Below are 13,957 nucleotides of genomic sequence, written 5' to 3'. Positions count from 1 at the left end.
GCGCTTTCCGCCAGTTTTGTCGGTGGCCGCCGGTAGAATGGACATGGGGACGCCCCCCTTAGGGAGGGCGGGGGCTGTGTTGCTGCGGCGTCCGGTGACACAGCAACACCACAACCGCCTTCAGCAGAACATCAGGACCGCAGCGACCGCGCGATGATCGTCCGCTGGATCTCCGACGCCCCCTCGTAAATCCGCGGCGCCCGGACCTCCCGGTACAGGTGCTCCAGCAAGTGCCCGCGCCGCAAAGCCCGCGCGCCGTGCAGCTGTACCGCGGAATCCACCACGTACTGCGCCGACTCCGTCGCGAAGAGCTTCGCCATCGCCGCCCGCCCGGCCAGCCCGGTCTCGCCCGCGTCGTAAGCAGCAGCTGCGGCGTAGACCAACAGCCGCGACGCCGAGGTCCGCGTCGCCATCTCCGCGAGCGTGTGCGCGACAGTCTGCTGCTTCGCCAACGGCCCGCCGAACGCGATGCGCGTGCCCGTGTACGCGACGGTCGCGTCGAGGGCGGCCTGCGCCATGCCCACCGCGAAGGCCCCGACGCTCGGCCGGAACAGGTCCAGCGTGCGCATCGCCACGGCGAAGCCGCGGTTCTCCTCGCCGAGCAGCTCGTCGCGGTGCACGCGCACGCCGTCGAACGTCAGGGTGCCGATCGGGTGCGGGCTCACCAGGTCGAGGTGCTCGCCGGAGAGGCCCGCGCGGTCGCCGGGGACCACGAACGCGGAAACGCCGCGCGAGCCCGCATCCGGGGTGGTGCGGGCGAACACCGTGTAGAAGTCGGCTTCGGGGGCGTTGGAGATCCACATCTTCGAACCCGTGAGCCGCCAGCCGTCGCCGTCGGGTTCGGCGGCGAGTTGGAGCGCGGCGGCGTCGGAGCCGGCGTCGGGTTCGGTCAGGGCGAAGGCCGCCACGGCGTCGCCAGCGGCGACGGCGGGCAGCCAGCGCGCGACCTGTTCGTCCTTTCCGGACTGTAGAACCGGGTAACTTCCCAGGCCCTGCAACGCCAACGCCGTCTCGGACTCCGTGTTCACCGAAGCGAGTGCTTCGCGCAGCAGGCACAGGTCGAACGCCGCCGCCTGGCGCGTCGGGTTGCCGCCGGAGACGCCGGGGAACAGGCGCGCCAGCAGGCCGTGGGAGCCCATCGCCTTGAGCAGCGGCCGGTTCACCGCGCCCTCGGCCCCCGCCTCGGCGAGTGGCTGCAACTGCGAGGCCGCGATCTCCTTCACCGAAGCCACAAAAGCCTGCTGTTCGGGCGTGAGTGCGAACGCGTTCATCGATCCCTCTCCGGTCGCCAGCGGGCGTGCGCGGTCTGGTGCCCACCGGTGCGTACGAGTTCCAGCCGCGGCTCCGGCCCGTCGGTGCGGCCGGTCACGGGCCGCCGCTTCCCGGCCGCCCACGGGCTCGGCCACGGCACCGAATAGCCCTGCTCGGCCGCCGCGTGCAGCGTCCACTGTGGATCGTAGAGGTGCGTGCGGCCCAGCGCGCACAGGTCGGCGCGGCCGGCGAGGATCAGTGCGTTCATGTCGTCGTACGAGGAGATCGCGCCGACGGCGATCACGGCCGTACCGTACTTCAGGCCCACCTCGTTGCGGATCCGGTCCGCGTACGGCGTCTGGTAACTGCGCCCGAACTTCGGCTTCTCCTCGCTCACGACCTGCCCGGTCGACACGTCGACCGCCGCCGCGCCGTGCGAGGCGAACGCCTTCGCGATCTCCACGGCGTCGTCGGCTTCGATCCCGCCGTCGTACCAGTCGCTGGCCGAGATGCGCACGCCCATCGGCCGCTCGGCCGGCCACGCCTCACGCACGGCGTCGAACACCTCGAGCGGGAACCGCAGCCGGTTTTCCAGCGAGCCACCGTATTCGTCGGTCCGCCGGTTCGTGAGCGGCGAGATGAACGACGACAGCAGGTAGCCGTGCGCGCAGTGCAGCTCCAGCAGGTCGAACCCGGCCCGCGCCGCCGACCGGGCCGACGCCACGAACTGCTCGCGGATCTCAGTCAGCTCCTCGACGCTCAGCTCGCGCGGCGTCTGGCTGTCGGGCCGGTACGGCAGCGCCGACGGCCCGCAGACCTCCCAGTTACCCTCCGGCAGCGGGTCGTCCATGCCTTCCCACATCAGCTTCGTCGAGCCCTTGCGCCCGGAATGGCCCAGCTGCAGGCCGATCTTCGCCGGCGTGCTGCCGTGCACGAAGTCGACGATGCGCTTCCAGGCCTGCTCCTGCTCGTCGTTGTACAGCCCGGGGCAGCCCGGCGTGATCCGCGCCTCGGGCGACACGCAGATCATCTCCGTCATCACCAGCCCGGCGCCGCCGAGCGCCTTGCCGCCGAGGTGCACGAGGTGGAACTCGCCGGGCACGCCGTCGACGGCGGAGTACATGTCCATCGGCGACACGATCACGCGGTTGGGCAGCTGCAGCTCACCGATGCGCACGGGCTGGAACATCGGCGGCGCCACGGGCGTGCCGAGCGAGCGCGCGAACCACTCGTCCAGCTCCGTGGCGAACTCCGGGTCACGCAGCCGCAGGTTGTCGTAGGTGACGCGGCGGCTGCGCGTGAGCAGGTTGAACGCGAACTGCTCGGGCTCCTGGTGCGTGTACTGCGCCAGGTTCTCGAACCACTCCAGGCTCGCCTGCGCCGCGCGCTGCGTGGACTCGACCACGGGCTTGCGCTCGGCCTCGTACGCCGCCAGCGCCGCGGGCACGCTGTCCTGCTCCTGCAGGCACGCGGCCAGCGCCAGCGCGTCCTCCATCGCCAGCTTCGTGCCGGAGCCGATGGAGAAGTGGGCGGTGTGCGCGGCGTCGCCGAGCAGCACCACGTTGTCGTGCACCCAGCGCTCGCAGCGCACCGTGCCGAAGGTGGCCCATTTCGAGTTGTTGGCCAGCACGTGGTGCTCGCCCAGCACGTCGGCGCACAGCTCGCGGATGAGCTCGATCGACTTCTCGTCGCTCTCGCCCGGCGCCAGGTCGGTGGCCGCGATCGGTGCGAACGCCTGCTGCCACACGTCCTCGTGCAGTTCGAGGATGAACGTGCTGCCGTCGCGGCCGTAGGGGTAGCCGTGGATCTGCATGATCCCGTACGGCGTCTCGAGCACGTGGAACTTGAAGGCGTCGAAGACCAGGTCGGTGCCGAGCCAGATGTAGCGGCACCGGCGCGTCTCCACGCTCGGGCGGAACGACTCGGTGAACCGCCGGCGCACGCCCGAGTTCACGCCGTCGGAGGCGATCACGAGGTCGTAGTCGCGCGAGAGCTGCTCGGGGTCGGGCGCCTCCGTGCGGAAGCGCAGGTCGACGCCGAGCTCGCGGCAGCGCTGCTGCAGGATCGCGAGCAGGCGCTTGCGGCTCATCGCGGCGAAGCCGTGGCCGCCGGACGTGTGCACCTCACCGCGGTAGTGCACGTCGATGTCGTCCCACCGCGCGAACTCGCGGCTCATCGCGTCGTGCACCGCCGAGTCGGCGTGTTCGATGCCGCCGAGGGTCTCGTCGGAGAACACCACGCCGAACCCGAAGGTGTCGTCAGGCGCGTTGCGTTCCCACACCGTGATCTCGTGGCCGGGGCCGAGTTGCTTCGCGAGGGCGGCGAAGTACAGGCCCGCCGGGCCGCCGCCGAGAACCGATATCCGCACGAGAGCAAGGATATGTCGTCTGACATACGATCGTCAAGAATACGATAGATGAGCTAGGCTTCCGCGACATGGAGCGCATCAACCCGCCCGAGCTGGGCCGCCCGTCCGGTTTCTCCCACGCCGTGTCCGCAACCGGACAATTCGTGTTCCTTGCCGGACAGACCGCACTCGACGCCGAAGGCAAGATCGTCGGCGAGGGCGTGGTGGCGCAGTTCGAACAGGCTTTTGGCAATCTCCTCACAGCCCTGCGCGCGGCCGGCGGCGAGCCCACCGACCTGTGCAGCCTCACCGTGTACATCGTCGACATGGACGACTACAAGGCCCACGCGCGCGAGATCGGCAAGGTGTGGAAGCGCCTCGCCGGCACCGAGTACCCGGCGATGGCGGGCATCGGCGTGAGCCGGCTCTGGGACGTCGAGGCGCTGGTGGAGGTGCAGGGCTTCGCGGTGCTCAGCCGCTGAGCACCTGCAGCAGGTACTCGCGGGCCGGGGCTTCGAGGCGCTCGTGGAGCGTGAAGAACACCTCGGCCGCGCGGATGCCGGACCAGTCGGCGGGCAGCAGCTCGGCCGGCAGCCCCGGGTCGAGGTACGGCATCCGCCGCCACCCGGTGAGCACCCGCACGTAGTCGGCGAACGCCTCGTCGCCCGGCACGGTGCGGCGGCGCTTCCACCGGTCGAGCACCGGGCCGTGTTCGTCGAGGAACGCGGTGTACAGCTCGTCGAGCTGGTCAAGATCCCACCACTCGCGCACCTTGTCCTGTGCGTTTCCGAACGCCAGGTGTTCGGCGTGGAACAGGTCGGCGTAACTCGCGAGGCCCAGCCGGGTGAGCGCCTCGGCCGTGACCTTGTGCAGGTGGGCGGGCGCGATCCAGACCCCCGACGACGCCGTGCCGAAGCCGAGGCTCGCCAGCTGAGTGCGGAGCACGTGGCGCTTGTGGCGCTCGGTCTCGGGCACGGAGAACACGGCGAGCAGCCAGCCGTCGGCCAGCGTGGCGCGGTCGCGGCGGAAGATGCGGTCGTCGCCTTCGCGCAGGATCGCCAGCGCGGTGTCCGACAGCTCGTAGCCCGCGGTCCCGTCGCGGCGCACCGCGTCGAGGATGCTGCGGCGCTTGAGCCGCGAGATCGACGAGCGCACCGCCGGCTCGTCGACGCCGAGCGCCGCGAGCAGGTCGATGAGCGATGCCACGGACAACCAGCCACCCTCGATGCGGTGGTAGAAGCCGTATACGGACACGATCAGCTGCCGAGGCTGGGCGGCACGCCCGGCGTCGAGCTCGGTTGACTCCGGTACGGCCGTCACCCGGTCACCATAACAACCCCGGGACGTGACTGCGGGTACCATTTGGCCCGCGATGGTGAACCTGGGTGAAGCACCACTGTTCGGCCGGTTGACCCGCCGGGGCCGGCTCATGGCGAAACGCACCTGCGACCGCAGGGGACACGCCTTCACGGTCGGCCGTTTCCTCTTCCGCACCCCCACGGCCTGGGAGTACGCGGCCGCCGTGGCCTCCGGCAGCGACCCCGCCGCCCAACGCTGGCTCGGCTGGCTCGCCGATTCCGTCATCGCGGAACCCCTGCGCTCCGAAGCCCTGCGCGTCACCCCCGGCACCGGCCCGGCCTGGACCTATCCCGACCCCCAATCGGTGGACATCGTCGCCATCGATCTCGCGGACAACCGCTGCGCTGGGCTCGTGAGCGTGCACTCCGGGGAGAACGGCGGCCCGGAAACCGGCGGCTACCTCGCGCCGGCTTACCGCGGCCGCGGGCTGGGCCGGGACCTGTTCACTGCGGGGTTGGTGCTGGCGCATTCGCACCTGGGGTTGCCTCAGGTGCGCGCCGGTGCGGAGGTGGGGAATGTGGCGAGCGGGCGGTCTCTGGAGGCTGCGGGGATGCGACGGGCGGCGGGGCCGCCGCAGTACACGTTGCCGAACGGGCGGGTGAGCGAGGCTTGGTGGTACCAGCACGATGTGCCTCGGCCGTATCGGTGTTCGGGTCCGCAGGCGGAGTGGCTGTCGGTTTGAGGTGACCAGCTTTTGGCTTGGGTCTTTGCTGCTCTTTTGCTGGTTGTCCACAGCCCGGCCGAGTTGTGGACAACCAGGCCCGTGTCTGACAATGCGTTGGTCCAGGTGATCACGGCGTGGAGGACTACCGCAGACCGGTAGACGATGGCGAGTTTGTCGTATCGGGTGGCCAGAACGCGCCATTGCTTGAGCAAGCTGAAGCGGCGTTCGACGACGTTGCGACCTCGGTAATCGAGGGGATCGAACTCCGGCGGGCGACCACCTCGTGAGCTCCTGCGTTTGCGGTGCCCGGCCTGATCAACTGGTTCGGGAATCACGGCGACGATGCCGCGAGCGCGCAGATGCCCGCGGATTGCGCGCGAGGAGTAGGCCTTGTCGCAGCGGGCACGGTCGGGACGAGTACGTGCCCGACCACGCCCAACCCGACGGATCCGCAGGTGCCGCATCAAGTGCGGAAACATCGGTGTGTCGCCGGCCTGACCGGGACCGACCAACGTCACCAGCGGCCGGCCGTTCCCGTCGACGAAGTGGTGGATCTTCGTGCTCCAGCCGCCACGGGAGCGGCCGATCGCGTGATCAGGCGGCTCGGCGAGCAGATCCGTGTAGTTCGACCCAGCCCCCCCGTGACACGCCTGACGTTGGTGGCGTGCTGATGCGCCCGCGCGATCGTGGAGTCCACCGACACCGCCCAGTCGATCTGCCCGGCCGCGTCCGCGGCGGTAAGCAGCCGCTGCAGCACGATGTCCCAGTTCCCGTCCCCAGCCATCCGGCGATGCCAGGTCCAGATCGTCTGCCACGGACCGAACACCGCCGGCACATCCCGCCACGCGATCCCGCACCGATACCGGTAGATGATCCCCTCCACCATCGCCCGCGCATCCGAAAACGGACGACCCTGCCTACCCGTACGCACCGGCAACAGATCCTCGATCAACACCCACTGCTCATCCGACAGCAACTCAAACCGCGACACGACCGACAGCATCCCAGCCGCCACACACGATACTTGTCAGACACGACCTAGGCCCTGACCAGCGCTTTCCGCCGTTTTTGTCGGGGGTGGCCGGTAGAATGGAGACGGCGACGCCCCCCTTGGGGAGGGCGGGGGCTGTGTTGCGGCGGGGGCTGTGTTGCGGCGGGGGCTGTGTTGCGGCGGGGGCTGTGTTGCGGCGGGGGCTGTGTTGCGGCGGGGGCTGTGTTGCGGCGGGGGCTGTGTTGCGGCGGGGGCTGGACACTTCGGCACCCACCGACACTTCCCACCCCTACCGTCCCCCCATGGACCCCGAAACGATCCTCACCACCACCCCGGTCCCTCCCCTCCAGGTCACCGTCGCCTGGTTGCGCGCCATGGTCGCCCGCTTCAGCACCGGCGAAGACCACACCCGCCGCCGCGCCCTGGTTCTCGAAGAGCTCGCCCGGATCCAGCCGCAAGCCCTCCAAGAAGCAGCATCACCAAAGCAACCCCCGGTAGCCACCCTCGCCCAAGCCCTCGGCTACGCCGTCAACCCGGAAGACGTCCGCGAAATAGCCAAGGCCTACCAACCCCACTTCCCCCAAACCCCCGAAGCCGACCAAGCCTGCGCGCGCCTCGTCCAAGCCCTCGGTGGCACGCCGGACGAACGCACCGCCGCCAAGATCGGCATCCTCGTCCAAGCCTGCGACGCCACCGAGGCCCTGATCAAGAACACCCATCCGCCAGTCCCCACCACCCGGCGCTGGGTCGACGGCGCCGAAGTCGCCGTCGACCTCCGAGACCACCCCTTCGGCGCCGGCCCCCACGCCTGTCCGGGCGAAGACCACGCGAAAGCCCTGGCCCAGGGAGCGCTCAACAACACCCGCCGCTGAGCCCCCGCTCGTACGCCTTCAACGTCTCGATCACCAACGCCCGCTGCTCCGCCGTCAACGGCTCCAGCGCCTCTTGCCACGCCCGCGCCCCCGGGGCCAGCCAGGCGTCCACCGCGGCACGCCGAGCGTCGCTGATGCTCACGATCGTGCGCCGTCGATCAGCCGGGTCTTCGGCGCGCGTGAGCACGCCCTGGCGCGACAGGTCGCCGACCATGAGGCTGACGGTGGTCGGCGCGATCTCCAGCCGGGTGGCCAGCTCCGTCACGGTCATCGGACCGTGGAAGACCAGCACGGACAGCAGGCACAAGTGCCGGGGCGCCAACGAGAGGTCGGCGAGCTCCGAGGGCAGCGGGGCACGCTTGCCACGGCCGGTGAGGCGGGGCATGAGCATCAGTAGTTCGCGTACGCCGTCGTCGAGGCTGGGCATCGCGCTCCTTCGGCCGCCGCGTTTGTCGTGAATGAGGATACCGCGCGTTGACATAAGTTTTGCATGCAAAGTAAATTTGTGAGCAAAACCAACTGGAGGATCCGTGTCTGACTGGAACCAGCAGATCATCGACGAGTTCCGCGCCAACGAGGGCAAGGTCGGGGGCATGTTCGAAGGCGCCTCGATGGTGCTGCTCACCCACACCGGCGCGAAGAGCGGCACGCAGCGCGTCGCCCCGCTGGTCTACACCAAGGACGGTGACCGCTACGTGATCGCCGCGTCCAAGGGCGGCGCGGACACCAACCCGGACTGGTACCACAACCTCGTGGCCAACCCGAAGGTCACGCTGGAGATCGGCACCGAGAAGTTCGAGGCCACGGCCAAGGTCGTCGAAGACCGCGCCGAGCGGGATCGCCTGTACGCCGGCATGGTCGCGCACATGCCCGGGTTCGCCGACTACGAGACGAAGACCGAGCGCCTGATCCCGGTTTTCGTGCTGGAGCGCTGAGCTAGACGTTCGCCGGCACCGGCGCCGCGTCGGCGGGCACCGCGGGTTGCACGCGGGTCCGCCGGCGCGCGAGCAGGCGCTTGCCGGTCGCGATCATCGGCTGTTCCACCCAGCGGTGGATCAGGTCGGCGATCGCGAGGTCCACCAGGAACACCGTGACGGCCGTGATGAGCCGGTTGTGGCCCAACGCCGGCACGGCCTGCACCACCGCGAAGTGCACCGGCCCCTGCAGCAGGTAGAGCGAGTACGACCGCTCGCCGACGAAGCGCATCGGCGCCGTCGACAGCAGCCAGCGCGCGGGCCCGGGCGAGAGCAGCACGATCAGCAGCAGCATGGTGAGCAGCGCGTACCCCAGCAGCACCAGCAGGTTCTGCCGCGTCTCGCGCCACAGCGGGTCGAGGTTCGCGTGCAGCGCCAGGAAACCCACCACGATCGGGATCGCGGCCAGCGGGTGTGTGAACGGCTTCAGCACGGCGAAGCTGCGCCGGTAGTGCAGCAGGATCGCGAGCAGGCAGCCGCCGAGCAGGATCGCGTAGTGCACGCTCGAGCGGTAGATCGCCGTCGGCGAGAAGTCGAGCAGCCAGCCGCCCTCGGTGGTCAGCGGCACCAGCGCCAGCAGCACGGCCATCGCGGCCAGCACCAGCGCGAGCTTGCGCCGCGCGGCGCCGATGCCGATCGCCACCAGCAGGAACGGCCACACCAGGTAGAACTTCTCCTCGATGCCCAGCGTCCACGAGCCGGAGAAGAAGTTGTCGGATCCGTTGCCGTGCGAGCCGGGGAAGAACTCGTTGAGGAACGTGAGGTAGTACTTCAGCGCGTGGGGGAAGTCGCGGGCGAAGAACTCGCCGCGCAGCACCACGAACGCGATGATGCCGCCCAGGATCACCAGGTACGGCGGCAGGATACGGAACACGCGGCGCACGTAGAAGCCGCTGAGCGAGATCCGCCCGGTGCGGTCCTGCTCGCGCAGCAGCAGTGTCGTGATCAGGAAACCCGACAGCACGAAGAAGATGTAGACGCCCACCCAGCCCGAGGGCCACACGAACTTCGGCCCGGCGAAGTGGAAGAACACGACGATCGTGGCGGCGATGGCGCGCAGGCCGTCGAGCCCGGGGAACCGGCGCATGCCGAGGTACTCGTCATGGCTCATCGTTCGCAAGAAATCGACCCCCGTTGCCTGTCTGCGGTGGGAGTATAGGCAGACGATCTCGGGCCGCCCGAAACCGGGTGCAGGCCTGTGACCTGCGATTACTCTGGGTGGTGGGGGCTATGACGCTACTGGTGATCCTCGTCGGGGCCGTACTCGTGCTGGTCGGCCTGGGTGCCGCGCTGGACGTGCGGGCGCGCCGCCGCGGCCGCCGTGCCGCCGAAGACGGCTGGGACGCGCTGCGCGAGACGCGGCGCGATTTCCGCGCCGCCGAACTCGCCCGCTACCAGAGCAGCGACTTCTCCTGGCTCGACCGCGTGCGACGCCACAAACGCTGACGGCCGGCGGACCCCGAGAAGGATCCGCCGGCCGCCGAAACCGGAAGAACTCAGCAGTCGGTGCCGATCCGGCCGGCGTAGCGCTGCTTCCAGGTCGGGTCGGAGTCCACGGTGATCTCCACGTCGTAGTAGCCGTTCACGGTCGGCCACGTGACCACCGCCGGCAGCAGGCCGAGGACGATGATCGTCTTCGTGCCGCCGCTGAAGTCGTGCGCGGTGAGCTTGTAGTGCATCGGCTTGAGCAGGTTGTCGTTGTGCAGCGTGAACAGCACGTGCTGCTCGCGCACCAGCAGCGTCGGCTGCAGCAGCTGCACGTCCACGCGCGGGTCGTGGCCCGTCGTGGTCGCCTTGCCCGCGAACGAGCGCACGAAGCCGTCGTTGGAGTAGATCGAGAACGCGTACTCGCCGCCGGTGGCGGTGGTGTCCCAGGTGTAGGTGGCCGACTTGTGCTCGGTCACCGTGAACGGCGTGCTCGTGAACGGCTTGAGCTTGTCCGGGAACACCTGGAAGCTCACGGCCTTGTCCTTCACGCCACCGGCCAGCGTCATCTTCGCCGTGACCTTGCCCTTGCGGTCCTGCGAGACCGTCGCGTGCGGGTGGAAGTCCAGCGGCCGCGGCTTCATGTGCCCGGCCGCCACCTTCACCGGCTGCTCCGCCACCGGGTCGGCGAAGGTGGCCGGGCCGGTCTGCGGGTGCGCGAAGTCGAGCGCGCTGGTGAGGTCACCGGCGATCGAGCGGCGCCACTGGCTGATGTTCGGGCTCGTGAACGGCTTGCCCAGGTGCGCGGCCCACTTCTCGAGGAACTTGATCGTGGACGTGTGGTCGAAGACCTCCGAGGCCACGTAGCCGCCACGCGTCCACGGCGACACGAGCAGCATCGGCACGCGCGGCCCGAAGCCGAGCGGGTAGGTGCCGTTGTACTCGCCCGCGGTGCCGGCCTCCGGCCACGGCGGCAGCACGTGGTCGAACTTCCCGTCGTTCTCGTCGTAGTTGAGGATGAAGAGCGTGTGGTCCCAGATCTCCGGGTTGCTCTGCAGGATGTCGAGCACGGCCTTCGTGTAGCGCTCGCCGTGCAGGGTGTCGGCGTCCGGGTGCTCGGACCAGCCGTAGGGCGCCACGATCCAGGACACGGCGGGCAGCGGGTGCTCGGCGCCCGGCTGGCACGCTTCGCGGAAGTCCTTGAGCACGGCCTGCAGGTTGGCGTCGGAGTCGTCGTTCGGCGTGGTCTTGCCGGCGTAGTAGGTGGCGTTGCCGCGCCAGATCAGGCCGGTGCCGGGCTGCAGCTTCGGGTCCAGCGGGCTGAGGCCGTTGGGCTCGAAGCCCTTGAAGTACTTGAGCTCGTTGTCGCCGTAATCGCCGATCCACGAGCTGACGTAGCCCTGGCGGCCGTTGCCGCTGTTGTCGGAGTACAGGCGCCAGTCGATGCCCGCCTGCTGCAGCTGCTCGGGCACCGTGATCCACGGGCGGCTGTAGTTCGCCTCGTCCGTGTTGCCGGTCTCGGTGTTCGCCATCCCGCTCCACAGGTACTTGCGGTTCGGGTCGGTGGGGCCGAATTCGGAGCAGAAGTACTGGTCGGCGATCGTGTACTGCGCCGCCACCGAGTGGTAGAAGCTCATGTACGCGTCGCTGTGGTAGTTCATGGCGCTGGCGCCGTTGTGCTGCACCCACTGGTCCCAGCTGCGGTGCGCGACGTCGCCCCAGGCACCGTGGTCGTTGCCCCACATGCCGTCGTCGACCTTCGGCGTCACGATGGCGCCGGTCTTGTCCTTCTGCTGGAAGACGGTGGTGCCGTCCTGGAACTTCAGGGCCTGCTTGTCGTTGAAGCCGCGCACGCCGGGGAAGTTGCCGAAGTAGTGGTCGAGCGAACGGTTCTCCTGCATCAGGATCACGACGTGTCTCAGGTCGGACATGTCGCCCCTGAATCCCTTGGGCAGGCCGTTCTTGCCCAGGGTCGCGGCGCTCGCGGTGCCGGCGTCGGCGATCCCGCCGAACATCAGTGCTCCGGCGGCGACGCCCGCGCCCTGCAGGAACCGGCGGCGGGTGGGGCCGGAGTCGGGCTCGGGGGTGGGGGTGGTGGGGTCGGCGGACAAGGGAACTCCTCACGGGGGATGGTGTCGACCGTCCATCCAATCCAGCCGACACCAACGCCGCGTGAACAGCTGCGGAGCGAGTTCTGGCTGGATCCCGACGGTTGCGCGCAGACGCCCTCACGAGCCCGGGCAGAACACCTCGAAGCAGCACAAAACACCCAGCGCCACTGTGTGGTGTGAGCTGGGTCAAACGGTGGGCGGGGAGACGTGAAAAGACGGCCGGCGAATTCCCCGGGGAAAGGAATTCGCCGGCCGCGGTTTCAGTAAATCAGTTGTACCAGTCCAGCAGGGTCGGCAGCAGGGAAACGCTCTTCACGCGCACCTGCGGTTCACCCAGCACATTTCCCCACGGCACGGTCATGTGCCCGGAAATGCCGCAGCCGATGTCGAACCAGCCGCCCTTCGGGTGGGCCGCGTCGAATCCCCAGCCCTGCACACAGGCGGTCTGGTTGTTCTGCACGGTGAAGCTGTAACCCTGCTTGCGGCCCGGAGCGCCGAACACGCTGCAGCCCGAGTGCGAAGCCTTGCTCCAGACCTGCGGCGCGCCGCCGGCCTGGTGGGCGCCCGAACACGCGTTGGGCGACAGTGGTGCCGCTTCGGCCGTGGCGCCGGTGAACAGCAGGCCACCGGCCACCGCGGTCGCCGCGGCGACCGCCCCCAGTCGAGAAAAACGGCGCGAAGAATCCTTGGTACCCATTCTCGGTGCACCTTCCCAGTAATGCCAGCCCCCAGAATTCGACTGGCCTGGCGCAAATGTACTCAGGGCGGTGATCACGTCGAGAGGTGCGGACAAAACTTAAGATCGACTTAGGTTACGGGCTGGCCGTACACGAAACTGCGCAGCCGGCCCGTCGCGGTGAGTGGGACGAAGAGCTTGTCGTGGGCCGCGCGCACGGCGTCCGGGCCCGCTTCGTCCACTACGGACAGTGCGCGGATCGTGTACAACGAGTCCGGGGTGAAGTCCGGCGCGGTCGCGCGGGCGTAGGCCCCGCCGAGTAGATCGACGATCAGCACGGTCGGCACGGACGCACCGGGGCCCACGTGCTCGACGATCGCGTCCAAAGTGGCGTCGGGTAGCTGCGCGACCACGCGGTTGTCGCCGAGATAGGCGTGCGGGTGCGGTGGCTCGGCGGCGATCGAGCCGGATTCGGTGAACGGCAGCCGGTCGAGCGTGTCCACGAGCGGTCCCAGTGCGCGCAGCGGAGCGACCAGGTCGGGGCCGTCGGCGCCGAGGTAGGCCACGCGGACGTGCGCGATGTGCTTGCCGCGCAACGGTTCCGGCACCATCGGCAGGTCCGGGTAGGGGATCAGGGCGAGCGACGTGGTGAGGGTGTCGGGCGCGTCGGCGGTCCAGTCGCGCCACGCGTGCAGCACCTCGGTCAGCTTCGGGGTGTCGAAGTAGAGGCCGCCGCCGTAGAGGCCGGTCACGGGCACCAGACCGAACTCCAGGGCGGTGATCACGCCCGCGTCGAGGTCGGTGGTGCGCTCGAGCGTGCCGTCGGTGGTCACGGCGTCGGCGGAGACCACGTGGTCGGCGGCGAGGCCGTAGCGGCGTCCGAGCAGGCTGAAGCCGCCGCCGAGCGTGTAGCCGACCACGCCGACACCGGGCGCCGAACCGCTGAGCGGCGCGAGCCCGTGCTCGGCCGCGGCCGCGATCACCGCACCCCACGTGGCACCCGCCTCGACCCGCGCAACACCGACGGCCGGGTCGATTTCGACGCCGGTGAGGCGTTTCGTCGAGATCAGCACCCCCTCGGCCGGCGCGCGCAGCCCGTGGCCGGTCGCCTGCACGGCCACCGGCAGGTCGTGGGCCGCGGCGTGACGCACGGCCTCGGCGACGTCGTCGGCCGAAGTGGCGGCGACGACGAGCTTCGGCGTGGACTCGATGCCGGTCTGGAACCCGGCGATTTCCTCGCGGTAGCCGTCCTGGCCAGGGGTGAAGGTTTGCATGGCTCCAGCCTGA

General features: G+C 69.4%; 14 protein-coding genes and 1 pseudogene. 5 read left to right on the top strand and 10 right to left on the bottom strand.

Features of this window, described 5'->3' with window-relative positions:
- Window positions 1-131: 131 nt before the first annotated feature.
- Both VSH64_RS31815 and VSH64_RS31810 read right to left on the bottom strand, forming a co-directional pair.
- Window positions 132-1,271 carry an acyl-CoA dehydrogenase family protein gene (locus VSH64_RS31815; protein ID WP_326566444.1) on the bottom strand — a complete coding sequence of 380 codons (1,140 nt, stop codon included), beginning with the start codon at window positions 1,269-1,271 and terminating at the stop codon, window positions 132-134.
- A complete protein-coding gene (locus VSH64_RS31810; RefSeq protein ID WP_326566443.1) occupies window positions 1,268-3,619 on the bottom strand; it encodes a bifunctional salicylyl-CoA 5-hydroxylase/oxidoreductase in 2,352 nt (783 codons plus the stop codon). The genes VSH64_RS31815 and VSH64_RS31810 overlap by 4 nt, the downstream gene beginning before the upstream one ends.
- Before the next feature lie 68 nt (window positions 3,620-3,687).
- On the opposite strand from VSH64_RS31810, the gene VSH64_RS31805 reads away from it, so the two are divergent.
- Entirely contained in the window at window positions 3,688-4,080 is a 393-nt protein-coding gene (locus VSH64_RS31805; protein ID WP_326566442.1) for a RidA family protein, read from the top strand.
- Here the strand turns inward: VSH64_RS31805 and VSH64_RS31800 are convergent.
- Entirely contained in the window at window positions 4,070-4,918 is an 849-nt protein-coding gene (locus VSH64_RS31800; RefSeq protein WP_326566441.1) for a PaaX family transcriptional regulator, read from the bottom strand. The genes VSH64_RS31805 and VSH64_RS31800 overlap by 11 nt on opposite strands.
- A 52-nt stretch (window positions 4,919-4,970) precedes the next feature.
- Between VSH64_RS31800 and VSH64_RS31795 the strand changes: the two genes are divergently transcribed.
- Window positions 4,971-5,639: a GNAT family N-acetyltransferase gene (locus VSH64_RS31795; protein WP_326566440.1), complete on the top strand. Its 669-nt coding sequence runs from the start codon at window positions 4,971-4,973 to the stop codon at window positions 5,637-5,639.
- 161 nt (window positions 5,640-5,800) lie between these two features.
- Here VSH64_RS31795 and VSH64_RS31790 read toward each other — a convergent pair.
- A pseudogene (locus VSH64_RS31790) lies at window positions 5,801-6,208 on the bottom strand (transposase); the annotation flags it as partial.
- The gene (locus VSH64_RS31785) at window positions 6,136-6,624 is read right to left on the bottom strand and encodes a transposase (protein WP_326566439.1); all 489 of its coding nucleotides are present in this window, start codon (window positions 6,622-6,624) and stop codon (window positions 6,136-6,138) included. The gene VSH64_RS31785 and the pseudogene VSH64_RS31790, both read right to left, overlap by 73 nt.
- Window positions 6,625-6,914: 290 nt before the next feature.
- Here VSH64_RS31785 and VSH64_RS31780 point away from each other — a divergent pair, with 290 nt between their 5' ends.
- Window positions 6,915-7,484, top strand: a complete 570-nt coding sequence (locus VSH64_RS31780; RefSeq protein WP_326566438.1) for an oxidoreductase — start codon at window positions 6,915-6,917, stop codon at window positions 7,482-7,484.
- Here the strand turns inward: VSH64_RS31780 and VSH64_RS31775 are convergent.
- Entirely contained in the window at window positions 7,465-7,911 is a 447-nt protein-coding gene (locus VSH64_RS31775) for a MarR family winged helix-turn-helix transcriptional regulator (protein ID WP_326566437.1), read from the bottom strand. The two genes, VSH64_RS31780 and VSH64_RS31775, sit on opposite strands and share 20 nt — an antisense overlap.
- A gap of 103 nt (window positions 7,912-8,014) precedes the next feature.
- Here VSH64_RS31775 and VSH64_RS31770 point away from each other — a divergent pair, with 103 nt between their 5' ends.
- A complete protein-coding gene (locus tag VSH64_RS31770; protein ID WP_326566436.1) occupies window positions 8,015-8,419 on the top strand; it encodes a nitroreductase family deazaflavin-dependent oxidoreductase in 405 nt (134 codons plus the stop codon).
- A 1-nt stretch (window position 8,420) separates the two neighbouring features.
- Here the strand turns inward: VSH64_RS31770 and VSH64_RS31765 are convergent, their stop codons facing one another.
- Window positions 8,421-9,569 (bottom strand): acyltransferase family protein, encoded by a 1,149-nt coding sequence (locus VSH64_RS31765; RefSeq protein WP_326566435.1) that lies wholly within the window; start codon window positions 9,567-9,569, stop codon window positions 8,421-8,423.
- A 119-nt stretch (window positions 9,570-9,688) separates the two neighbouring features.
- Here VSH64_RS31765 and VSH64_RS31760 point away from each other — a divergent pair, with 119 nt between their 5' ends.
- On the top strand, window positions 9,689-9,904 hold the full coding sequence (locus VSH64_RS31760) for a hypothetical protein (RefSeq protein ID WP_326566434.1): 216 nt from the start codon (window positions 9,689-9,691) through the stop codon (window positions 9,902-9,904).
- A 50-nt stretch (window positions 9,905-9,954) separates the two neighbouring features.
- On the opposite strand, the gene VSH64_RS31755 is transcribed toward VSH64_RS31760, so the two are convergent.
- The 3 genes from VSH64_RS31755 to VSH64_RS31745 form a co-directional block, all read right to left on the bottom strand.
- Window positions 9,955-11,994, bottom strand: a complete 2,040-nt coding sequence (locus VSH64_RS31755) for an alkaline phosphatase family protein (RefSeq protein WP_326566433.1) — start codon at window positions 11,992-11,994, stop codon at window positions 9,955-9,957.
- A 268-nt stretch (window positions 11,995-12,262) separates the two neighbouring features.
- Window positions 12,263-12,691 carry a hypothetical protein gene (locus VSH64_RS31750; protein ID WP_326566432.1) on the bottom strand — a complete coding sequence of 143 codons (429 nt, stop codon included), beginning with the start codon at window positions 12,689-12,691 and terminating at the stop codon, window positions 12,263-12,265.
- A gap of 110 nt (window positions 12,692-12,801) precedes the next feature.
- Complete coding sequence (locus tag VSH64_RS31745; RefSeq protein ID WP_326566431.1) at window positions 12,802-13,944, bottom strand: FAD-binding oxidoreductase; 1,143 nt, start codon at window positions 13,942-13,944, stop codon at window positions 12,802-12,804.
- Window positions 13,945-13,957 lie beyond the last annotated feature (13 nt).

It is taken from the genome of Amycolatopsis rhabdoformis, from assembly GCF_035918295.1.
In the GTDB taxonomy this organism is placed as follows: domain Bacteria; phylum Actinomycetota; class Actinomycetes; order Mycobacteriales; family Pseudonocardiaceae; genus Amycolatopsis; species Amycolatopsis rhabdoformis.
The sequence above is the reverse complement of the archived record's forward strand: the minus strand, read 5'-3'. Positions and strand labels throughout refer to the sequence as shown.

Coding starts and splice junctions, on each gene's coding strand:
- VSH64_RS31765 (WP_326566435.1), bottom strand. CDS start 9,569: ATGAGCCATGACGAGTACCTCGGCATGCGCCGGTTCCCCGGGCTCGAC.
- VSH64_RS31795 (WP_326566440.1), top strand. CDS start 4,971: ATGGTGAACCTGGGTGAAGCACCACTGTTCGGCCGGTTGACCCGCCGG.
- VSH64_RS31805 (WP_326566442.1), top strand. CDS start 3,688: ATGGAGCGCATCAACCCGCCCGAGCTGGGCCGCCCGTCCGGTTTCTCC.
- VSH64_RS31745 (WP_326566431.1), bottom strand. CDS start 13,944: ATGCAAACCTTCACCCCTGGCCAGGACGGCTACCGCGAGGAAATCGCC.
- VSH64_RS31760 (WP_326566434.1), top strand. CDS start 9,689: ATGACGCTACTGGTGATCCTCGTCGGGGCCGTACTCGTGCTGGTCGGC.
- VSH64_RS31785 (WP_326566439.1), bottom strand. CDS start 6,624: ATGCTGTCGGTCGTGTCGCGGTTTGAGTTGCTGTCGGATGAGCAGTGG.
- VSH64_RS31750 (WP_326566432.1), bottom strand. CDS start 12,691: ATGGGTACCAAGGATTCTTCGCGCCGTTTTTCTCGACTGGGGGCGGTC.
- VSH64_RS31815 (WP_326566444.1), bottom strand. CDS start 1,271: ATGAACGCGTTCGCACTCACGCCCGAACAGCAGGCTTTTGTGGCTTCG.
- VSH64_RS31775 (WP_326566437.1), bottom strand. CDS start 7,911: ATGCCCAGCCTCGACGACGGCGTACGCGAACTACTGATGCTCATGCCC.
- VSH64_RS31780 (WP_326566438.1), top strand. CDS start 6,915: ATGGACCCCGAAACGATCCTCACCACCACCCCGGTCCCTCCCCTCCAG.